The organism is Mesorhizobium marinum, from assembly GCF_040813675.1.
In the GTDB taxonomy this organism is placed as follows: domain Bacteria; phylum Pseudomonadota; class Alphaproteobacteria; order Rhizobiales; family Rhizobiaceae; genus Mesorhizobium_K; species Mesorhizobium_K marinum.
The window spans coordinates 1-20,248 of record NZ_JBFOCI010000012.1 but is presented as its reverse complement, the minus strand read 5'-3'; the positions used below and the strand labels follow the sequence as shown (position 1 = coordinate 20,248).

17 protein-coding genes and 1 tRNA gene are annotated in these 20,248 nt (G+C 64.8%); 15 read left to right on the top strand and 3 right to left on the bottom strand.

The annotated features are described in order from the left end of the window. From ABUE31_RS22480 to rpoC, 10 genes are all read left to right on the top strand, one after another. Positions 1 to 156 (top strand): EF-Tu C-terminal domain-related protein (locus ABUE31_RS22480; protein WP_496400974.1); only part of this gene is annotated, 156 nt, incomplete at its 5' end. Positions 157 to 261: 105 nt separating this feature from the next. Next, positions 262 to 337: transfer RNA gene (locus ABUE31_RS22475), tRNA-Trp, on the top strand. 258 nt (positions 338 to 595) lie between these two features. Beyond that, positions 596 to 799: a preprotein translocase subunit SecE gene (gene secE, locus ABUE31_RS22470; protein WP_367726005.1), complete on the top strand. Its 204-nt coding sequence runs from the start codon at positions 596 to 598 to the stop codon at positions 797 to 799. Between the two features lie 39 nt (positions 800 to 838). Then, positions 839 to 1,378, top strand: coding sequence for a transcription termination/antitermination protein NusG (gene nusG, locus ABUE31_RS22465; protein ID WP_367726004.1), 540 nt, complete (start codon positions 839 to 841; stop codon positions 1,376 to 1,378). Between the two features lie 160 nt (positions 1,379 to 1,538). Beyond that, positions 1,539 to 1,967, top strand: a complete 429-nt coding sequence (gene rplK, locus ABUE31_RS22460; RefSeq protein WP_367726003.1) for a 50S ribosomal protein L11 — start codon at positions 1,539 to 1,541, stop codon at positions 1,965 to 1,967. 4 nt (positions 1,968 to 1,971) lie between these two features. Then, positions 1,972 to 2,670, top strand: coding sequence for a 50S ribosomal protein L1 (gene rplA / locus ABUE31_RS22455; RefSeq protein ID WP_367726002.1), 699 nt, complete (start codon positions 1,972 to 1,974; stop codon positions 2,668 to 2,670). A 389-nt stretch (positions 2,671 to 3,059) separates the two neighbouring features. Next, on the top strand, positions 3,060 to 3,578 hold the full coding sequence (gene rplJ / locus ABUE31_RS22450; RefSeq protein ID WP_367726001.1) for a 50S ribosomal protein L10: 519 nt from the start codon (positions 3,060 to 3,062) through the stop codon (positions 3,576 to 3,578). A gap of 57 nt (positions 3,579 to 3,635) precedes the next feature. Continuing rightward, a complete protein-coding gene (rplL, locus tag ABUE31_RS22445) occupies positions 3,636 to 4,013 on the top strand; it encodes a 50S ribosomal protein L7/L12 (protein WP_367726000.1) in 378 nt (125 codons plus the stop codon). A gap of 227 nt (positions 4,014 to 4,240) precedes the next feature. Continuing rightward, positions 4,241 to 8,407, top strand: coding sequence for a DNA-directed RNA polymerase subunit beta (rpoB, locus tag ABUE31_RS22440; RefSeq protein ID WP_367725999.1), 4,167 nt, complete (start codon positions 4,241 to 4,243; stop codon positions 8,405 to 8,407). A gap of 164 nt (positions 8,408 to 8,571) precedes the next feature. Next, positions 8,572 to 12,768 (top strand): DNA-directed RNA polymerase subunit beta', encoded by a 4,197-nt coding sequence (gene rpoC, locus ABUE31_RS22435; protein WP_367725998.1) that lies wholly within the window; start codon positions 8,572 to 8,574, stop codon positions 12,766 to 12,768. Positions 12,769 to 12,831: 63 nt separating this feature from the next. On the opposite strand, the gene pdxA is transcribed toward rpoC, so the two are convergent. Together pdxA and ABUE31_RS22425 are read right to left on the bottom strand one after the other, a co-directional pair. Beyond that, on the bottom strand, positions 12,832 to 13,848 hold the full coding sequence (gene pdxA, locus ABUE31_RS22430) for a 4-hydroxythreonine-4-phosphate dehydrogenase PdxA (RefSeq protein WP_367725997.1): 1,017 nt from the start codon (positions 13,846 to 13,848) through the stop codon (positions 12,832 to 12,834). Further along, complete coding sequence (locus ABUE31_RS22425; RefSeq protein WP_367725996.1) at positions 13,841 to 14,773, bottom strand: Gfo/Idh/MocA family protein; 933 nt, start codon at positions 14,771 to 14,773, stop codon at positions 13,841 to 13,843. Before ABUE31_RS22425 ends, pdxA begins: the two co-directional genes overlap by 8 nt. Before the next feature lie 250 nt (positions 14,774 to 15,023). On the opposite strand from ABUE31_RS22425, the gene ABUE31_RS22420 reads away from it, so the two are divergent. After that, a complete protein-coding gene (locus ABUE31_RS22420; RefSeq protein ID WP_367725995.1) occupies positions 15,024 to 16,259 on the top strand; it encodes an acyltransferase family protein in 1,236 nt (411 codons plus the stop codon). 6 nt (positions 16,260 to 16,265) lie between these two features. Here the strand turns inward: ABUE31_RS22420 and ABUE31_RS22415 are convergent, their stop codons facing one another. Then, positions 16,266 to 16,544: a transcriptional regulator gene (locus tag ABUE31_RS22415; protein ID WP_367725994.1), complete on the bottom strand. Its 279-nt coding sequence runs from the start codon at positions 16,542 to 16,544 to the stop codon at positions 16,266 to 16,268. Between the two features lie 500 nt (positions 16,545 to 17,044). Here ABUE31_RS22415 and rpsL point away from each other — a divergent pair, with 500 nt between their 5' ends. The 4 genes from rpsL to ABUE31_RS22395 all read left to right on the top strand — a co-directional run. After that, positions 17,045 to 17,416 carry a 30S ribosomal protein S12 gene (rpsL, locus tag ABUE31_RS22410; protein ID WP_106775706.1) on the top strand — a complete coding sequence of 124 codons (372 nt, stop codon included), beginning with the start codon at positions 17,045 to 17,047 and terminating at the stop codon, positions 17,414 to 17,416. A gap of 59 nt (positions 17,417 to 17,475) precedes the next feature. After that, positions 17,476 to 17,946 carry a 30S ribosomal protein S7 gene (rpsG, locus tag ABUE31_RS22405; RefSeq protein ID WP_367725993.1) on the top strand — a complete coding sequence of 157 codons (471 nt, stop codon included), beginning with the start codon at positions 17,476 to 17,478 and terminating at the stop codon, positions 17,944 to 17,946. Between the two features lie 30 nt (positions 17,947 to 17,976). Then, positions 17,977 to 20,067 (top strand): elongation factor G, encoded by a 2,091-nt coding sequence (fusA, locus tag ABUE31_RS22400; RefSeq protein ID WP_367725992.1) that lies wholly within the window; start codon positions 17,977 to 17,979, stop codon positions 20,065 to 20,067. 64 nt (positions 20,068 to 20,131) lie between these two features. After that, positions 20,132 to 20,248 (top strand): GTP-binding protein (locus tag ABUE31_RS22395; RefSeq protein WP_367725991.1); only part of this gene is annotated, 117 nt, incomplete at its 3' end.

Here is a 20,248-nt window from a genome sequence, read left to right as displayed (position 1 = left end):
CTGCCGGAAGGCACGGAGATGGTGATGCCGGGCGACAACGTGACGGTCGACGTGCAGCTGATCGTGCCGATCGCCATGGAGGAGAAGCTGCGCTTCGCAATCCGTGAAGGCGGCCGCACGGTCGGCGCAGGGATTGTTGCGTCGATCGTCGAATAAGACGGCCTGTTCATGAGTTCGAAAGGGCGGCTTCGGCCGCCCTTTCATCAGGTCGCGCAAAGGCCTTGAAACGGTCGAGGCTTTGTGAAATGAACGCGTCGCGTTAGGGGTATAGCTCAGTTGGTAGAGCGGCGGTCTCCAAAACCGCAGGTCGCAGGTTCGAGCCCTGCTGCCCCTGCCACCCGCCCCGGCAGCCACCCGACACAGCACCCAGCTTTCGTCGCGACGCGCTGACGATAGGCACTTGTTAAATTCCGCGACTGGTTATATATCGACCCGACAAACCTACGGCGCGCTGAGGGGGAAACCGTCTTTGCGCGCCTTAATTGCTTGCCTGGACGCTGCTGCATGATTCGCGGCGATTCGGTACGGCAGGGCGGTTCCGGCGACGGAATTCGAGAAACTCTTCGGGTTGAACCGAGGGCGGCAGGAAAGCGGCATGGCGTCAAAGACTACGAACCCCTTTACCTTCTTGCAGCAGGTGAGGGCGGAGACCGCGAAGGTGACCTGGCCGTCGCGGCGCGAAACCATGATCTCGACGGCGATGGTTCTGGCGTTCGCCGCGCTGGCGATGCTCTTCTTCTTCGCTGCCGATCAGGTCATGGCCTTTGGCGTGGAACTCATCCTCGGCATCGGGCGCTGATCGCCGGGTGCACCAGACGTATTTGGAGAATTTTTTGGGATGACTGCGCGCTGGTACATTGTCCACGCCTATTCGAACTTCGAGAAGAAGGTCGCCGAGGACATCGAGAACAAGGCCAAGCAGAAGGGCCTGCGTGAGCGCATCGAGCAGATCGTCGTCCCGACCGAGAAGGTCGTCGAAGTTCGTCGCGGCAAGAAGGTGGACGCAGAGCGCAAGTTCTTTCCCGGCTACGTGCTGATGAAGGCCGACCTCAACGACGCGGTGATCAGCCTGGTCAAGAACACGCCGCGCGTCACCGGGTTCCTCGGCGAGGACAAGCATTCGGCCAAGCCGATGCACATCACCGAGAAGGAAGCGGAGCGCATCCTGCACCAGGTGCAGGAAGGCGTGGAGCGGCCCAAGCCGTCCGTCACCTTCGAGATCGGCGAGCAGGTGCGCGTCTCCGACGGGCCCTTCGCTTCCTTCAACGGCACCGTCCAGGATGTCGACGAGGAGCGCGCGCGCCTCAAGGTGGAAGTTTCGATCTTCGGGCGTGCGGTGCCCGTCGATCTTGAATTCGGTCAGGTCGAGAAGGGCTGACCGGACATTTCCGCCGCCGGGTGACCGGCGGGCGGATGGCTGCGAACGTATCGCGGCTTAGCGGGTGGGAGGCGAAGGCGGCAGATAGCCGGCCGCCGGAACCGAACCACCGGACTGCAACCGCCGGGCGCCAGGCCCGGCACGAACAGAGGCAGAGAGAATGGCTAAGAAAATTGCAGGCCAGCTCAAGCTCCAGGTTCCGGCTGGATCGGCGACCCCGTCGCCCCCGATCGGCCCGGCGCTTGGTCAGCGCGGCATCAACATCATGGAATTCTGCAAGGCGTTCAATGCGCAGACGCAGGAGATGGAGAAGGGTTCGCCCATCCCCGTCGTGATCACCTACTACCAGGACAAGTCGTTCACCTTCGTCATGAAGACGCCGCCGGTGACCTACTTCCTGAAGAAGGCCGCCAACCTGAAGTCCGGCTCCAAGGAGCCCGGCAAGGTGAAGGCCGGCACGATCGCGCGCGACAAGGTGCGCGAGATCGCGACCGCGAAGATGAAGGACCTGAACGCGAACGACGTCGAGGCCGCCATGCGCATGGTGGAGGGCTCCGCCCGCTCGATGGGCCTGGAAGTGGTGGGCTGAGACGATGGCAAAGATTGCAAAACGCGTAGCCAAGTCCCGCGAGGGCATCGATCGCGACAAGGCCTATCCGCTCGGCGAGGCACTGGCGCTGCTCAAGGAGCGTGCGTCGGCCAAGTTCGACGAGACGGTCGAGATCGCCATGAACCTCGGCGTTGATCCGCGCCATGCCGACCAGATGGTCCGCGGCGTCGTCAACCTGCCGAACGGTACCGGTCGTGACGTCCGCGTCGCCGTGTTCGCACGCGGCGCCAAGGCCGACGAGGCCAAGGCCGCCGGAGCCGACATCGTCGGCGCCGAAGACCTGGTCGATATCGTCCAGAAGGGCCAGATCGACTTCGATCGCTGCATCGCCACGCCTGACCTGATGCCCCTGGTGGGTCGTCTGGGCAAGGTGCTCGGCCCGCGCGGCATGATGCCGAACCCGAAGGTCGGCACCGTGACTGTCGACGTCGCTGCGGCCGTCAAGGCTTCCAAGGGCGGCGCCGTCGAGTTCCGCGTCGAGAAGGCCGGCATCGTGCATGGCGGCGTCGGCAAGGCGTCGTTCGACCTCAAGGCGCTCGAAGAGAACGTGCGCGCCTTCGCCGACGCGGTCACCAAGGCCAAGCCGGCGGGCGCCAAGGGCAACTACATCAAGAAGGTGTCGGTCACCTCGACGATGGGCCCGGGCCTGAAGCTCGACATCGCGAGCCTCACGGCGTCTTGATTCGCCAATTCAGGATCAGCCTCTATTGAGCTGATCCTGCAACAAGAATTCCGGGCCTCGAAAGCGGCCCGGAAGCCGGAGACAGAGATGTTTCCGGTCATCCTGTCCGAGATTGCAGGCGGTCCGAGCCCGAACGGGCGACGGCCTTAATCGAATGGCCTGCATGAGACGGGTACGGACCCGACAAAGGAGCCGACGGCTCCAATGAAAGGTTTGAACCGTGTTTGCCTTTTGTCAGCGCAGCGTGGGGCCAGTCCCGGCGTTGCGGCGAAAAGGGGGCAGGATCCTCTGAACCGCCGTTCGGGTGATCCAGGAATGGAAGGCCCGGCCGGCAAAAGGCAACCGACTCCCGTCCTCGCAGTGAGGTCGGGGTCAACTGGAGATAGGCAGTGGACAGAGCGGAAAAGCGCGAACTCGTCACGGGCCTGAACGACGCCTTCAAGGGCGCCGGTTCGGTGGTCGTGGCCCACTATGCCGGTATCACCGTTGCGCAGATGAACGATCTTCGTACGAAGATGCGGACTGCCGGCGGCACCGTCAAAGTCGCGAAGAACCGTCTCGCCAAAATCGCTCTTCAGGGTACGGGATCCGAATCCATCATCGATCTGTTCAAGGGACAGACGCTGGTCGCCTATTCGGAAGATCCGGTTGCGGCGCCGAAGGTCGCGTCCGATTTCGCCAAGGGGAATGAGAAACTCATCATTCTCGGCGGCGCGATGGGATCGACTGCTCTCGACGCGGACGGTGTGAAGGCCTTGGCCTCGCTGCCGTCGCTCGACGAGCTGCGCGCCAAGCTGGTTGGCATGATCGCCACGCCGGCAACCCGGATCGCCCAGGTCGTCAATGCGCCCGCGGCTTCTGTCGCGCGCGTCATCGGCGCCTATGCCCGGAAGGACGAGGCGGCATGAGGCCGTTCCTCGCTGCTGCAGGAAACACGTTCAAACCTAGTGTGAAGGAATATAGAAATGGCTGATCTCGCAAAGATCGTTGACGACCTCTCCTCCCTGACCGTCCTCGAGGCGGCCGAGCTCTCGAAGATGCTCGAAGAGAAGTGGGGCGTTTCGGCTGCCGCTCCGGTCGCGGTTGCCGCCGCTGCCGGTGGCGCTGCTCCGGCCGCCGCCGCTGAGGAGAAGACCGAGTTCGACGTCGTCCTGACGGACGCCGGCGCTCAGAAGATCAACGTCATCAAGGAAGTCCGCGCCATCACCGGCCTCGGCCTCAAGGAAGCCAAGGACCTGGTCGAAGGCGCTCCGAAGCCGGTCAAGGAAGGCGTTTCCAAGGCCGACGCGGAGAAGTTCAAGGCCCAGCTGGAAGCAGCCGGCGCCAAGATCGACCTGAAGTAAGCGTTGCGTTTTGGCGGGCGGCTCCGGCCGTCCGCCAGTCCCGGCGGGCAGGCCGTTCGGGCGCCCGCGTACCGGGGCAGGGTGTGGGGAACCTCTTTCCTGAGGGCCGCGGGGCGGCCTTCCGGAAACGGGTTTTTCACCGTTTTGGCGGGCCGCTGCAGCGGCCGCGGAGAATTTGCAGGGCGTGAGCAGGCCGATGCCGCGCCCGAGAAGAGCAAGGAGCGACGATGGCCCAGACCCTCTCATTCAATGGCCGCAGACGCGTAAGAAAATTCTTCGGAAACATCCCCGAAGTCGCGGAGATGCCGAACCTCATCGAGGTCCAGAAGGCGTCCTATGACCAGTTCCTGATGGTCGACGAGCCGGAAGGCGGCCGTCCCGACGAGGGGCTGCAGGCCGTCTTCAAGTCGGTCTTCCCGATCTCCGATTTCTCGGGCTCCTCGATGCTCGAATTCGTCAAGTACGAGTTCGAGGCGCCGAAGTTCGACGTCGACGAGTGCCGCCAGCGCGACCTGACCTACGCCGCGCCGCTCAAGGTGACGCTGCGCCTGATCGTGTTCGATGTCGACGAGGACACCGGCGCGAAGTCCATCAAGGACATCAAGGAGCAGGACGTCTACATGGGCGACATGCCGCTCATGACGCTCAACGGCACCTTCATCATCAACGGCACCGAGCGCGTCATCGTCTCGCAGATGCACCGTTCGCCGGGCGTCTTCTTCGACCACGACAAGGGCAAGTCGCACTCGTCGGGCAAGCTGCTGTTCGCCGCCCGCGTCATCCCCTACCGCGGCTCCTGGCTCGACATCGAGTTCGATTCGAAGGACGTGGTGCACGCCCGTATCGACCGCCGCCGCAAGATCCCTGCGACCAGCCTCCTGATGGCGCTGGGCATGGACGGCGAGGAGATTCTGTCGACCTTCTACAACAAGATCACCTACAAGCGCTCGAAGGACCACTGGCGCATCCCGTATTCCGTGGACCGCTTCAAGGGCCTGAAGGCCGTCAACGACCTGATTGACGCCGACACCGGCGAGGTCGTCGTCGAGCAGGGCAAGAAGATCACCGCGCGCCAGGCCAAGCAGCTGGCCGACAAGGGCCTGAAGGCCATCAAGGCGTCCGACGAGGACCTGATCGGCAGCTACCTCGCCGAGGACATCGTCGACCACGAGACCGGCGAGATCTTCTTCGAGGCCGGCGACGAGCTCGACCTGACCGTCGATGCCAAGAGCGGCGAGAACAAGGGCAGCCTTGCTGAGCTGCTCAGGCTCGGTCTCAAGGAAATCGCCATCCTCGACATCGACCACATCAACATCGGCGGCTACATCCGCAACACGCTGGCGATCGACAAGAACGAGAGCCGGCAGGATGCGCTGTTCGACATCTACCGCGTCATGCGTCCGGGCGAGCCGCCGACGCTGGAGACGGCGGAGGCGATGTTCAACTCGCTGTTCTTCGACGCCGACCGCTACGACCTCTCGGCCGTCGGCCGCGTCAAGATGAACATGCGCCTCGAGCTCGATGCCGAGGACACCGTGCGCGTGCTGCGCAAGGAGGACATCCTGGCCGTCGTCAGGACGCTGGTCGAGCTGCGTGACGGCAAGGGCGAGATCGACGACATCGACAATCTCGGCAACCGCCGCGTGCGCTCGGTGGGCGAGCTCATGGAGAACCAGTACCGGCTCGGCCTGCTGCGCATGGAGCGCGCCATCAAGGAGCGCATGTCGTCGATCGAGATCGACACGGTCATGCCGCAAGACCTGATCAACGCGAAGCCGGCGGCCGCCGCCGTGCGCGAGTTCTTCGGTTCCTCGCAGCTCTCGCAGTTCATGGACCAGACCAATCCGCTCTCCGAGATCACCCACAAGCGCCGCCTGTCGGCGCTTGGACCGGGCGGCCTGACCCGCGAGCGCGCCGGCTTCGAGGTGCGCGACGTGCACCCGACGCACTACGGTCGAATCTGCCCGATCGAGACGCCTGAAGGCCCGAACATCGGCCTGATCAACTCGCTCGCCACCTTCGCGCGCGTCAACAAGTACGGCTTCATCGAGACGCCTTACCGCAAGATCGTGAACGGCAAGGTGACCCAGGACGTCGTCTATTTGTCGGCGATGGAAGAGGCCAAGCACTACGTTGCGCAGGCCAACGCCGAGCTCGACAAGAAGGGCGGCTTCGTCGACGAGTTCGTGATCTGCCGTCACGCCGGCGAAGTCATGATGGCGCCGCGCGAAAACGTCGACCTCATGGACGTGTCGCCGAAGCAGCTCGTCTCGGTGGCCGCGGCGCTCATTCCGTTCCTCGAGAACGATGACGCCAACCGCGCTCTGATGGGCTCGAACATGCAGCGTCAGGCCGTTCCGCTGGTGCGCGCCGAGGCTCCGTTCGTCGGCACCGGCATGGAGCCGATCGTCGCCCGCGACTCCGGCGCCGCCATCGGCGCCCGCCGCGGCGGCATCGTCGACCAGGTCGATGCGACGCGTATCGTCATCCGCGCGACGGAAGACCTCGATCCCGGCAAGTCGGGCGTCGACATCTACCGTCTGATGAAGTTCCAGCGTTCCAACCAGAACACCTGCATCAACCAGCGTCCGCTGGTGCGCATGGGCGACCACGTCAACAAGGGCGACATCATCGCCGACGGTCCTTCGACCGATCTCGGCGATCTGGCGCTCGGCCGCAACGTGCTCGTCGCGTTCATGCCGTGGAACGGCTACAACTACGAGGACTCCATCCTGCTCTCGGAGAAGATCGTCTCGGACGACGTCTTCACCTCGATCCACATCGAGGAGTTCGAGGTCATGGCCCGCGACACCAAGCTCGGGCCTGAGGAGATCACGCGCGACATCCCGAACGTCTCCGAAGAGGCTCTGAAGAACCTCGACGAGGCCGGCATCGTCTACATCGGCGCCGAGGTGCAGCCGGGCGACATCCTGGTCGGCAAGATCACGCCGAAGGGCGAAAGCCCGATGACGCCGGAGGAAAAGCTCCTGCGCGCCATCTTCGGCGAAAAGGCCTCCGACGTTCGCGACACGTCCATGCGCATGCCTCCGGGCACCTTCGGCACGGTTGTCGAGGTCCGCGTGTTCAACCGTCACGGCGTCGAGAAGGACGAGCGCGCCATGGCGATCGAGCGCGAGGAGATCGAACGCCTCGCCAAGGACCGCGACGACGAGCAGGCGATCCTCGACCGCAACGTCTACAGCCGTCTTTCGGACATGCTGAAGAACAAGGAGGCGATCGCCGGCCCGAAGGGCTTCAAGAAGGGCACCAAGCTCGGCAAGGAGGTCCTCGAGGACTATCCGCGCTCGCAGTGGTGGCAGTTCGCGGTCGACGACCAGAAGCTGCAGGGCGAACTGGAAGCGCTGCGCGGCCAGTACGACGAATCCAAGAAGGCGCTCGAGCAGCGCTTCATGGACAAGGTCGAGAAGGTGCAGCGCGGCGACGAAATGCCTCCGGGCGTGATGAAGATGGTCAAGGTCTTCGTCGCGGTGAAGCGCAAGATGCAGCCGGGCGACAAGATGGCCGGCCGTCACGGCAACAAGGGCGTCGTCTCCAAGATCGTTCCGGTCGAGGACATGCCGTTCCTCGAGGACGGCACCCATGCCGACATCGTGCTCAATCCGCTGGGCGTGCCGTCGCGCATGAACGTGGGCCAGATCCTCGAGACGCATCTTGGCTGGGCCTGCGCCGGCATGGGCAAGAAGATCGGCGAGCTGATCGATGCCTACAAGGCCGCGGGCGACATCAAGCCGCTCAGGAAGACGCTTGAGCACCTGATCCCCGCCAACGACCGCAACGAGCACGTCAAGCAGTACGACGACGAGTCGATCGTGCGTCTGGGCGAGCAGATGCGCCGCGGCGTGTCGATCGCGACGCCGGTGTTCGACGGTGCGCACGAGGTCAACATCGACGAGATGCTGTCCGAGGCGGGCCTGCACACCAGCGGCCAGTCGACGCTCTACGACGGGCGCACCGGCGAGCCGTTCGACCGCCAGGTGACGATGGGCTACATCTACATGCTCAAGCTTCACCACCTCGTGGACGACAAGATCCACGCGCGTTCGATCGGGCCGTACTCGCTCGTCACCCAGCAGCCGCTGGGCGGCAAGGCGCAGTTCGGCGGCCAGCGCTTCGGCGAAATGGAGGTCTGGGCGCTCGAAGCCTACGGCGCCGCCTACACGCTGCAGGAAATGCTGACGGTGAAGTCGGACGACGTGGCGGGCCGTACCAAGGTCTACGAAGCGATCGTGCGCGGCGACGACACCTTCGAAGCCGGCATTCCCGAGAGCTTCAACGTTCTCGTCAAGGAAATGCGCTCGCTCGGCCTCAACGTCGAACTCGAAAACACCAAGGTCGACGAGGCGCCTTCGCGGTTGCCCGACGCGGCCGAATAGGACCGATGCGCCGCGAACGCAGTTTCGCGGCGCATCCACCGAATGTCCGGCCGCTGCGGCCGGTTCGAGACTGAAGTGATCCGGGAACATGGAGCGCGGCGCTCCGCAGGGATCACTCGATTGTTCTGGAAATGGGGTTCCCCGACCCCGAAAAGGAGAACGGCATGAACCAAGAGGTCATGAATCTCTTCAACCCCCAGGCGCCCGCCCAGGTGTTCGATTCCATCCGGATATCGCTGGCCAGCCCGGAAAAGATTCTGTCCTGGTCCTTCGGCGAGATCAAGAAGCCGGAGACCATCAACTACCGCACGTTCAAGCCTGAGCGCGACGGCCTGTTCTGCGCGCGCATCTTCGGTCCGATCAAGGACTACGAGTGCCTGTGCGGCAAGTACAAGCGCATGAAGTACAAGGGCGTCATCTGCGAGAAGTGCGGCGTCGAAGTCACGCTGTCGCGCGTCCGTCGCGAGCGCATGGGCCACATCGAGCTGGCCGCGCCGGTCGCCCACATCTGGTTCCTGAAGTCGCTTCCGTCGCGCATCGGCACGCTGCTCGACATGACGCTGAAGGACATCGAGCGCGTTCTCTACTTCGAGAACTACATCGTCACCGAGCCCGGCCTGACCGCGCTGAAGGAGCACCAGCTCCTCAGCGAGGAGGAGTACATGCTGGCCGTCGACGAGTACGGCGAGGACAGCTTCACCGCCATGATCGGCGCCGAGGCGATCCATGACCTGCTGGCCGCGATGGACCTCGAGAAGATCGCCGGCGACCTGCGTTCCGAACTCGCCTCGACGACGTCGGAGCTGAAGCAGAAGAAGCTGCTGAAGCGCCTCAAGGTGGTCGAGAACTTCATGGAATCGGGCAATCGCCCCGAGTGGATGATCATGAAGGTCGTGCCGGTGATCCCGCCGGACCTGCGTCCGCTCGTCCCGCTCGACGGCGGCCGCTTCGCGACGTCCGACCTGAACGACCTCTACCGCCGCGTCATCAACCGCAACAACCGCCTGAAGCGGCTGATCGAGCTGCGCGCGCCGGGCATCATCATCCGCAACGAGAAGCGCATGCTTCAGGAGGCGGTCGACGCCCTGTTCGACAACGGCCGCCGCGGCCGCGTCATCACCGGCGCCAACAAGCGCCCGCTGAAGTCGCTGTCCGACATGCTGAAGGGCAAGCAGGGCCGCTTCCGCCAGAACCTGCTCGGCAAGCGCGTCGACTACTCCGGCCGCTCGGTCATCGTCACCGGTCCCGAGCTCAAGCTGCACCAGTGCGGCCTGCCGAAGAAGATGGCGCTCGAGCTGTTCAAGCCGTTCATCTACGCCCGTCTCGACGCCAAGGGTTACTCCTCGACCGTCAAGCAGGCGAAAAAGCTGGTCGAGAAGGAAAAGCCGGAAGTCTGGGATATCCTCGACGAGGTCATCCGCGAGCATCCGGTCCTGCTCAACCGCGCCCCGACGCTCCACCGCCTCGGCATCCAGGCCTTCGAGCCGATGCTGATCGAGGGCAAGGCGATCCAGCTGCACCCGCTCGTCTGCACGGCCTTCAACGCCGACTTCGACGGCGACCAGATGGCCGTTCACGTCCCGCTGTCGCTCGAGGCGCAGCTCGAGGCGCGCGTGCTGATGATGTCGACCAACAACATCCTGCACCCGGCGTCCGGCGCGCCGATCATCGTGCCGTCGCAGGACATGGTCCTCGGCCTCTACTACCTGTCGATCGTCAACCAGAACGAGCCGGGCGAGGGCATGGTCTTCGCCGACATGGGCGAGCTGCAGCACGCCCTGGAGACCAAGGCCGTCACCCTGCACGCCAAGATCAAGGGTCGCTTCAAGTCGGTCGACGAGAAGGGCAAGGAAGTGTCGAAGATCTACGACACCACGCCGGGCCGCATGATCATCGGCGAACTCCTGCCGAAGAACGTCAACGTGCCGTTCGACACCGCCAACCAGGAGATGACCAAGAAGAACATCTCCAAGATGATCGACACCGTCTACCGCCACTGCGGTCAGAAGGAGACGGTCATCTTCTGCGACCGCATCATGGCGCTCGGCTTCAGCCATGCCTGCCGCGCCGGCATCTCGTTCGGCAAGGACGACATGCTGATCCCGGCCGCCAAGGAGAAGCTGGTTGCAGACACCGAGGCGCTGACCAAGGAATACGAGCAGCAGTACAATGACGGCCTGATCACCCAGGGCGAGAAGTACAACAAGGTCGTCGACGCCTGGGCCAAGTGCTCGGAAAAGGTCGCCGACGAGATGATGAGCCGCATCAAGGCGGTCGAGTTCGACGACGGCGGCCGCCAGAAGCCGATGAACTCGATCTACATGATGAGCCACTCCGGCGCGCGCGGGTCGCCGACCCAGATGCGCCAGCTGGCCGGCATGCGCGGCCTGATGGCCAAGCCGTCGGGCGAGATCATCGAAACGCCGATCATCTCGAACTTCAAGGAAGGCCTGACCGTTCTGGAGTACTTCAACTCCACGCACGGTGCGCGTAAGGGTCTCGCCGACACCGCTCTGAAGACGGCCAACTCCGGCTATCTGACGCGCCGTCTCGTCGACGTTGCCCAGGACTGCATCGTCACGGTCCCCGATTGCGGAACCGACCGTGGCCTGACCATGCAGCCGATCGTCGACGCCGGCCAGGTCGTTGCGTCGCTCGGCCAGCGCATCCTCGGCCGCACCGCGCTCGACGACATCAACCATCCGGTCTCGGGTGATCTGCTCGTCAAGAGCGGCAAGCTGATGGACGAGCGCGACATCGAGGTCATCGAGAAGGCCGGCGTGCAGTCGGTCCGCATCCGCTCGGCGCTGACCTGCGACGTCAGGACCGGCGTCTGCGCGATCTGCTACGGCCGCGACCTGGCTCGCGGCACGCCCGTCAACATCGGCGAGGCTGTCGGCGTCATCGCCGCGCAGTCGATCGGCGAGCCGGGCACGCAGCTCACGATGCGTACCTTCCACATGGGCGGCACGGCGCAGGTCGTCGACTCGTCCTTCCTGGAAGCGTCCTATGAAGGCACGGTGCAGATCCGCAACCGCAACGTCGTGCGCAACTCCGACGGTCACCTCGTGGTGATGGGCCGCAACATGGCGATCCTGATCCTCGACGAGGCCGGCAAGGAACGCGCGACGCACCGCGTCACCTACGGTTCGCGCATCTACGTGGATGACGGCGACAAGGTGAAGCGCGGCCAGCGTATCGCCGAGTGGGATCCCTACACCCGCCCGGTCCTCACCGAAGTTGCCGGCAAGGTCGTGTTCGAGGATCTGGTCGATGGCCTCTCCGTCCAGGAGACGACCGACGAATCGACCGGCATCACCAAGCGCGAGGTCATCGACTGGCGTTCGACGCCGCGTGGCTCGGACCTCAAGCCCGCCATCGTCATCCATGACGCCAAGGGCAAGGTCGGCAAGCTGGCCAAGGGTGGCGACGCCCGCTTCCAGCTGTCGGTCGAGGCGATCCTCTCGGTCGAGCCGGGCGGCACCGTGAAGCCGGGCGACGTGATCGCGCGTATTCCGCTGGAAAGCGCCAAGACCAAGGACATCACGGGCGGTCTGCCGCGCGTGGCGGAACTGTTCGAGGCGCGTCGTCCGAAGGACCACGCCATCATCGCCGAGATCGACGGCACGATCCGCTTCGGGCGCGACTACAAGAACAAGCGCCGCATCATCATCGAGCCGCACGACTCGACGCTGGAGCCGGTGGAGTACCTGATCCCGAAGGGCAAGCCGTTCCACTTGCAGGACGGCGACGCCATCGAGAAGGGCGACTACATCCTCGACGGCAACCCGGCGCCGCACGACATCCTGGCGATCAAGGGCGTGGAGGCTCTGGCTTCCTACCTCGTCAACGAGATCCAGGAGGTCTACCGTCTGCAGGGCGTGTTGATCAACGACAAGCACATCGAGGTGATCGTTCGCCAGATGCTGCAGAAGGTCGAGATCACGGTCCAGGGCGACTCGACCTACATCCCGGGCGATCATGTCGACGTGATCGAACTCGAGGAGATCAACGACCGCCTGATCGAGGAGGGCAAGAAGCCCGCCGAAGGCCAGCCGGTTCTCCTCGGCATCACCAAGGCCTCGCTGCAGACGCCGTCCTTCATCTCGGCCGCCTCCTTCCAGGAGACGACCCGCGTGCTGACGGAAGCGGCGGTCGCCGGCAAGACCGACATGCTGCAGGGTCTGAAGGAAAACGTCATCGTCGGCCGCCTCATCCCGGCGGGCACCGGCGGCCAGATGACCCAGATCCGGCGCATCGCGACGTCGCGCGACGAGCTCATCCTCGACGAGCGTCGCAAGGCGTCCGGCGTGGAGATGGCCGATCCGATGCTGGCCGACATGACCAACGCCGCCGAGTAGGCGCGCCAGGTCGCAACATCAAGAAGGCCGCCGGAGCGATCCGGCGGCCTTTTTCTTTGTTTCCTAGTGTTGCGCGGCGCTTGCCCGGCGTGCCGCGAGTTCCGCAGCAAGCCTGAGGGCGGCGATCAGGCTGCCCTGGTCGGCGCTCCCCTTGCCGGCAATGTCGAGCGCGGTGCCATGATCCGGCGACGTGCGCACGACAGGCAGGCCGAGCGTGACGTTGACGCCGCCGTCCATGTCGATGGTCTTCAGCGGGATCAGCGCCTGGTCGTGGTACATGCAGATCGCCGCGTCGTAGCCGGCGCGCGCGCGCGGCGTGAACATTGTGTCGGGCGGGTAGGGGCCGCTCGCCGCCACGCCCGCTTCGCGCAAGGTGCGGATCGCCGGCGCGACGATCATGTCATCCTCGACGCCCATGGCGCCGCCTTCGCCGGCATGCGGGTTGAGGCCGGCCACCGCCAGGCGGGGATTGGCGATGCCGAAGTCGGTGCAGAGCGCCCGGTGCGCGATCAGGCTGCGCTCGACGATCAGATCGGACGTCAGCGTCTCGATCGCCGTCCGCAGCGACACATGGATGGACACCGGCACCACCCGCAGCATCGGCGAAGCCAGCATCATCACCGGTTCGGCCGTGCTGCCGACCAGCGCGCCCAGGAATTCGGTATGGCCGGGATGCGGGAACCCCGCCTCGTAAAGCGTCGCCTTCTGGATCGGGTTGGTGACGACGGCGGACGCCTGGCCGGCCTGCGTCAGCTGCACCGCCATGGTGATCGAGCGGATCACGGCCGCCGCGTTGGCGGGGTCCGGCCGGCCGGGCTGAACCGGCACGGCAAGCGGCACCGGCAGAACCGGCAGCGCGGAACCAAAGAGCGCCGTGGCCTCGGCGGGCGCTGCGATCTCCGCAATGCGGATGCCAGGTCCGGCCAGGGCCGCAATCCGCGCGGGATCGTCGAGCAGGAAGAAGGCGGGGCCGGACGCCGCCAGCGCCTGCCAGGCCTTCACCGCGACCTCGCCGCCGATGCCGGCGGGCTCGCCCATCGTCAGGGCAAGCGGCGGCGCGGCGGCGCTGGTGTCAGTCATGAAACGCCTCGACCACGCTGCGCCTGCCCAGCATGAAGGCGTCCGCGACATGCTGCAGCGGCGCGATGTCGGCGTCGGACGCGCCGGCGCGCACGATCTCGGCAAAGCGCCGGTAGAGCATGGGATATTCCATGTCGGGTCCTTCCTGCAGCACGCGACCGTCGACCTCGAGCCTGGCGCCTCCCAACGAAAGCAGCATCTGGCCGGCCTCGGTGTCGGCGGTGATGTTCCAGGTCTGCGGCCCCGTCTGGCGCCAGTCGAAATCGGCGCTGACCGGTTGTCCCGACGAGGCCCGGAAGTCGATCTGCGCGGCGATTGGCGCGTCGCGGTTGTCGGGGAAATGCAGGGTCGCCGAGGTCGCGTACATCGGCGGCAGGATATGCGTGGCGATCGACAGCGCGTTGATGCCGGGATCGAAGACGCCGAAGCCGCCGGCCCGCCAGATCCAGTCCTGGTTCGGGTGCCACCGGCGCACGTCCTCCTTCCACTCGATCGCCGCGGAACGCAGCGTCGTCGCGGCGAGGAAGGAGCGGGCGGCCTCGACGGCGGGCGCGTAGCGCGAATGCCAGCTGGCAAACAGCGACACGCCGTTCTGGGCCGCGGCCGCCTTCAGGTCTTCGACCTCGCTGACGGAAGCGCCCGGCGGCTTTTCGAGGAACACGTGCTTGCCCGCCTCGATGGCCGCGCGGGCTGCCTGGTAGCGCACCTGCGGCGGCTGGCAAAGCGAGACGGCGTCGATCGCCACGTCCGACGCCAGCATGTCGTCGATCGTCGTGAAATTGGCGACGCCCTCGACGGTGGCGTTGCGGCTGGCGGCCGCGACCAGGAGATAGTCCGCGTCCTTTTCGAGTGCCGGGAGATGCTGGTCGCGGACGATCTTGCCGACCCCGACGATGCCGAGCCTGATGGGCGTTCTGCTGGACATGGTGCCTCCTTGCGCGCTTGAGGCGTGATTACCAGAACCGTGTTTGCGCGCAAGCAAGCCGCAGGCGCCTGCCGCAGCCTCGTCCCGAGGCGGCCCCGCAACTGGTGGACCGGCAAAAAGCCCGGTAGAACGGCGAGGGGACCCGGTCGACTGGCCGCGTCTGCCGTCTGCAGGCAGGGATCACGCGCATGCGACGACCGGATTGCCGCCGCTTGATCGGGAACGCCGCAAGGCGACCGCACCGGCGTCTATGACGGTTGCGGGCGCCCCCGACTCCGAAGGGCAGGCGGCCTCCGGCTGTGCCTGCGCGCGGCGCTACGATCTCGATTGGCTCAGGGTTTTCGCGTTCGGCCTGCTGATCGCCTACCACGTCGGCCTGTTCTACGTGACCTGGGACTGGCTGCTGAAGAGCCGCTACAGTTCGCCGTTCCTCGAGCCGGCGCTTGGAATGATCGATCCATGGCGCCTGGCGCTGCTCTTCTTCATCTCCGGCGCCGCGATCCGCTTTGCGCTCGACAGGTCGTCGCCGTGGCGATTCCTCGGCCTGCGCCTTGCGCGGCTGTTCCCGGCCTTCGCGTTCGGCATCGCGGTGGTCTGCGTGCCGCAGTCCTACGCCAGCCTGCGCTATTGGGGAGAAATACCGCCCGGCTTCCTTGACTTCTGCCGCGACTATTTCGGCTTCGGCCGTTACGCGTTCGCGCTGCCGGATTGGCACCACCTCTGGTATCTCGCCTATCTGATGACCTACACGGCGGCGACGGTCCTCTGCCTTCCGATCCTCAGATACGCGACCGTCAACGCCGGCGCGCCGCTGTTTCGCTGGCTCGCGGCCGGGAGGGCCTGGCGGCTGCTCCTCGTCCCGGTGCTTCCGTTCTGCGTCTACACGCTGTGGCTCTCGCCCTACTTTCCCAAGACCAACCATCTCTGGGGCGACTGGACCACCATCGCGCGCACGTTCACCGTCTTCGTCATCGGCTTCATGGCCGCCGGGAACGGGGACTTCTGGGCTGCCGTCGACAGGGCGTTGCAGTCGGCCGTCGCAGCGTCGATCGCGCTGGGCGCCCTGCTGCTGGCGGCCTGGCTGAACAGCTTCGAGGTCGGCGCGGACCTGGGGCTGCTCTATTCGGTGCTTGTGCTCAAGGACTTCTATGCCTGGTCGGTGATCGTGATGCTGCTCGGACTGGCCCGCCGATTTGTCAACCGCCCGAGTCGCGCGCTGACCTACCTGACCGCCGCGGTGCTCCCGTACTACATCCTGCACCAGACAATCATCGTGGTGGTCGGCTACTGGTTCACCCTTCACGAGGCGCCGCTCGTCGTCGAAGCCGCGTCGATTGCCGCGGCGACCGTCATCGGATGCGTGGTCGGATACGAGGTGGTGCGCAGGGCAGGGCCGGTACGGCTGCTCTTCGGGCTGCCTCTGCGCGAACGCCGGGCTGGACAGGCGCCGGCGCTGCGGCCGGCGCCGATTCCATCGGCCGAGTAGCTCGGCTCAGCCTTCCTTGACCATCACGATCGAGACTTCGCCTTCGAGCGCGCCCTGCCAGGCCGACAGATGCGGCTCCTCGTCGGGCTCGCCCTGCATTTCGCCGATCTGGTCGAGTTCGGCCTCGACATAGCCTTCGCGGGTCAGCGCGGTGAGGGCGGTGCGCACGGCGGTATCGTCGTCCGGCGCAGCCAGCAGGATGTGCACGCCCTCCCAAGGCCCGGTCTTGGCCCGGCGGACCCTGCCGATGATGATCGTCACCGGCCGCTCGTCATTGTCGTTCATGGCGGTGATTCCTTCGTGCGCGTCGAGTCGCAGCCCGTTTCGTGGAGAGATTCGCATGATGATGACGATTCTCGCACGAACCGGATGGCATCGACAGGTCAAACCGGTCACTTTCCATGCCCAGATGGCCGGGAATGCGCAAGATAATGTCGCGCCCTTGAAGCATGGCAGGCATGCGCCTATTTGCGGCGAGAAATCGCGGCTCCGGTCTTGACGCTTTTGTGTGATGCGAGTAGAAGCCGCGCAATCTGAGCCGATGTGAGGTTTTGCTTTCCAGGGCGGCACGCCCAGGAGTTTGCCTCAAACAGGGTTCGTCTTACGAGCGACTGAACATTTCCGGCACGCATGAAGCGGCTTCCGCTTCCTCTGCATTTTGTTCGGGCAGGACCGCGAGATGCGGTGTTTTGCCCGAATTCGCGTATGGAAATGCGGCGGGCCGCACGGAAGCAGGACGGGTCCGGTCGGGCTCAAGATACGGAATTGAGAGACAAGAGGGTTTAATGCCTACCGTCAACCAGCTGATCCGCAAGCCGCGCCAGGCGCCGGCGACGCGCAACAAGGTCCCGGCCATGCAGCAGAACCCGCAGAAGCGGGGCGTCTGCACGCGCGTCTACACGACGACGCCGAAGAAGCCGAACTCCGCTCTGCGCAAGGTTGCGAAGATCCGCCTGACCAACGGCTTCGAGGTGATCGGCTACATCCCCGGTGAGGGCCATAACCTTCAGGAGCACTCCGTGGTGATGATCCGCGGCGGTCGCGTGAAGGATCTCCCCGGCGTGCGCTATCACATCATTCGCGGCGTGCTCGACACGCAGGGTGTGAAGAACCGCAAGCAGCGCCGCTCGAAGTACGGCGCGAAGCGTCCGAAGTAAGGTCCCCCAGCTTCGGCGCTTTTTTGTTGCGCCGGGCTTGAGACAAGAGAGACAAGAACATGTCCCGTCGTCACAGTGCAGAGAAGCGTGAGATCAACCCGGACCCGAAGTTCGGCGATCTCGTCGTCACCAAGTTCATGAACGCCGTCATGTATGACGGCAAGAAGTCGGTTGCCGAGACCATCGTCTACGGCGCGCTCGACCAGGTCCAGGCGAAGACCAAGCAGGAGCCGGTCGCGGTCTTCCATCAGGCGCTCGACAACGTCGCGCCGCATGTCGAGGTCCGTTCGCGCCGCGTTGGTGGTGCGACCTACCAGGTTCCGGTCGACGTCCGTCCGGAGCGCCGTCAGGCGCTCGCCATCCGCTGGCTGATCACGGCTGCGCGCAACCGCAACGAAACCACCATGGTCGACCGTCTCTCCGGCGAACTGATGGATGCCGCCAACAATCGCGGCACCGCCGTGAAGAAGCGCGAAGACACCCACAAGATGGCCGAGGCCAACCGCGCCTTCGCCCATTACCGCTGGTAATCGGCGAGCGAGAACGAGAGGCAGACGACAATGGCCCGCGAATACAAGATCGAAGACTACCGTAACTTCGGTATCATGGCGCACATCGACGCCGGCAAGACGACGACGACCGAGCGTATCCTGTACTACACCGGCAAGTCGCATAAGATCGGCGAAGTCCATGATGGCGCCGCCACCATGGACTGGATGGAGCAGGAGCAGGAGCGCGGCATCACGATCACGTCCGCCGCGACGACCACCTTCTGGCAGGGACGCGACGGCAAGAAGCGTCGCTTCAACATCATCGACACCCCCGGCCACGTCGACTTCACCATCGAGGTCGAGCGCTCGCTGCGCGTTCTCGACGGCGCGATCGCGCTGCTCGATGCGAACGCCGGCGTCGAGCCGCAGACCGAGACCGTCTGGCGCCAGGCAGACAAGTATCATGTTCCGCGCATGATCTTCTGCAACAAGATGGACAAGATCGGTGCGGACTTCTACCGCTCCTACGAGATGATCAAGACCCGCCTCGGCGCGACGGCTGTGGCCGTTCAGCTGCCGATCGGTGCGGAGTCGGAGTTCAAGGGCGTCGTCGATCTGATCGAGATGAAGGCGCTGGTCTGGCGCGACGAGTCGCTCGGCGCTGCCTGGGACGTCGTCGAGATTCCGGCTGATCTTCAGGAGAGGGCCGAAGAGTTCCGCGAGAAGATGATCGAGGCCGCCGTCGAGATGGACGAGAAGGCGCTCGAGAACTACCTCGAGGGCAACCTGCCATCGAACGACGAACTGCGCGCGCTGATCCGCAAGGGCACGATCGAAGTCAAGTTCTTCCCGATGTTCTGTGGCTCGGCCTTCAAGAACAAGGGCGTCCAGCCGCTGCTCGACGGTGTCGTCGACTTCCTGCCGTCGCCGGTCGACGTGCCGGCCATCAAGGGCATCGACCCCAAGAACGAGGCCGAGATCGAGCGTCATCCGTCGGACGGCGAGCCGCTGTCGATGCTGGCCTTCAAGATCATGAACGACCCGTTCGTCGGTTCGCTGACCTTCGCACGCATCTATTCGGGCGTGCTGAAGAAGGGCGTGTCCCTCGACAACACCGTCAAGGGCAAGAAAGAGCGCGTCGGCCGCATGCTGCAGATGCACTCGAATTCCCGCGAGGACATCGAGGAGGCCTATGCCGGCGACATCGTCGCGCTGGCCGGCCTGAAGGACACGACCACCGGCGACACGCTGTGCGATCCGCTCAACCAGGTCATCCTGGAGCGCATGGAGTTCCCGGATCCGGTCATCCAGATCGCCATCGAGCCGAAGACCAAGAACGACCAGGAAAAGATGGGCCTCGCGCTCAACCGCCTGGCGGCCGAGGATCCGTCCTTCCGCGTCAAGACCGACGAGGAAAGCGGCCAGACCATCATCGCCGGCATGGGCGAGCTTCACCTCGACATCCTCGTCGACCGCATGCGTCGCGAGTTCAAGGTCGAGGCGAATGTCGGCGCTCCGCAGGTGGCCTATCGCGAGACGATCAGCCGCACGCATGAGCAGGACTACACGCACAAGAAGCAGACGGGCGGTACCGGCCAGTTCGCACGCGTCAAACTCGTCTTCGAGCCGAACGCGGAGAGCGAGGAGTTCGTGTTCGACTCCAAGATCGTCGGCGGTTCGGTTCCGAAGGAATACGTGCCGGGCGTCGAGAAGGGCCTGCTGAGCGTCATGGGTTCCGGCCCGTTCGCCGGCTTCCCGATGATCGGCGTGAAGGCGACGCTCATCGACGGCGCGTTCCACGATGTCGACTCGTCGGTCCTGGCCTTCGAAATCGCCTCGCGCGCCTGCTTCAAGGAAGCTGCGCCGAAGCTCGGCGTCCAGCTGCTCGAGCCGATCATGAAGGTCGAGGTGGTGACGCCGGAAGACTATGTCGGCAACGTCATTGGCGACCTGAACAGCCGTCGCGGCCAGATCCAGGGGCAGGAGACGCGCGGCGTGGCCGTCGTCGTCAACGCCATGGTGCCGCTGGCGAACATGTTCAAGTACGTCGACAACCTGCGTTCGATGTCCCAGGGCCGCGCCCAGTACACGATGCAGTTCGACCACTACGAGCCTGTGCCGACCGCGGTCGCCCAGGAAGTCCAGAAGAAATACGCGTAATTCCATAGGCTTGACGCGGTAACTTAATTTAGCCCTCAGCGGGCGGCAGGAACGGAGACCTCAAATGGCAAAAGGAAAATTTGAGCGCACCAAGCCTCATGTGAACGTCGGCACGATTGGTCACGTTGACCATGGCAAGACGTCGCTGACCGCGGCGATCACGAAGTTCTTCGGCGAGTTC

Coding starts and splice junctions, on each gene's coding strand:
- ABUE31_RS22425 (WP_367725996.1), bottom strand. CDS start 14,773: ATGTCCAGCAGAACGCCCATCAGGCTCGGCATCGTCGGGGTCGGCAAG.
- rplA (WP_367726002.1), top strand. CDS start 1,972: ATGGCAAAGATTGCAAAACGCGTAGCCAAGTCCCGCGAGGGCATCGAT.
- rpoC (WP_367725998.1), top strand. CDS start 8,572: ATGAACCAAGAGGTCATGAATCTCTTCAACCCCCAGGCGCCCGCCCAG.
- rpsG (WP_367725993.1), top strand. CDS start 17,476: ATGTCCCGTCGTCACAGTGCAGAGAAGCGTGAGATCAACCCGGACCCG.
- rplK (WP_367726003.1), top strand. CDS start 1,539: ATGGCTAAGAAAATTGCAGGCCAGCTCAAGCTCCAGGTTCCGGCTGGA.
- nusG (WP_367726004.1), top strand. CDS start 839: ATGACTGCGCGCTGGTACATTGTCCACGCCTATTCGAACTTCGAGAAG.
- pdxA (WP_367725997.1), bottom strand. CDS start 13,848: ATGACTGACACCAGCGCCGCCGCGCCGCCGCTTGCCCTGACGATGGGC.
- rpoB (WP_367725999.1), top strand. CDS start 4,241: ATGGCCCAGACCCTCTCATTCAATGGCCGCAGACGCGTAAGAAAATTC.
- rplL (WP_367726000.1), top strand. CDS start 3,636: ATGGCTGATCTCGCAAAGATCGTTGACGACCTCTCCTCCCTGACCGTC.
- fusA (WP_367725992.1), top strand. CDS start 17,977: ATGGCCCGCGAATACAAGATCGAAGACTACCGTAACTTCGGTATCATG.
- rpsL (WP_106775706.1), top strand. CDS start 17,045: ATGCCTACCGTCAACCAGCTGATCCGCAAGCCGCGCCAGGCGCCGGCG.
- secE (WP_367726005.1), top strand. CDS start 596: ATGGCGTCAAAGACTACGAACCCCTTTACCTTCTTGCAGCAGGTGAGG.
- ABUE31_RS22415 (WP_367725994.1), bottom strand. CDS start 16,544: ATGAACGACAATGACGAGCGGCCGGTGACGATCATCATCGGCAGGGTC.
- ABUE31_RS22420 (WP_367725995.1), top strand. CDS start 15,024: ATGACGGTTGCGGGCGCCCCCGACTCCGAAGGGCAGGCGGCCTCCGGC.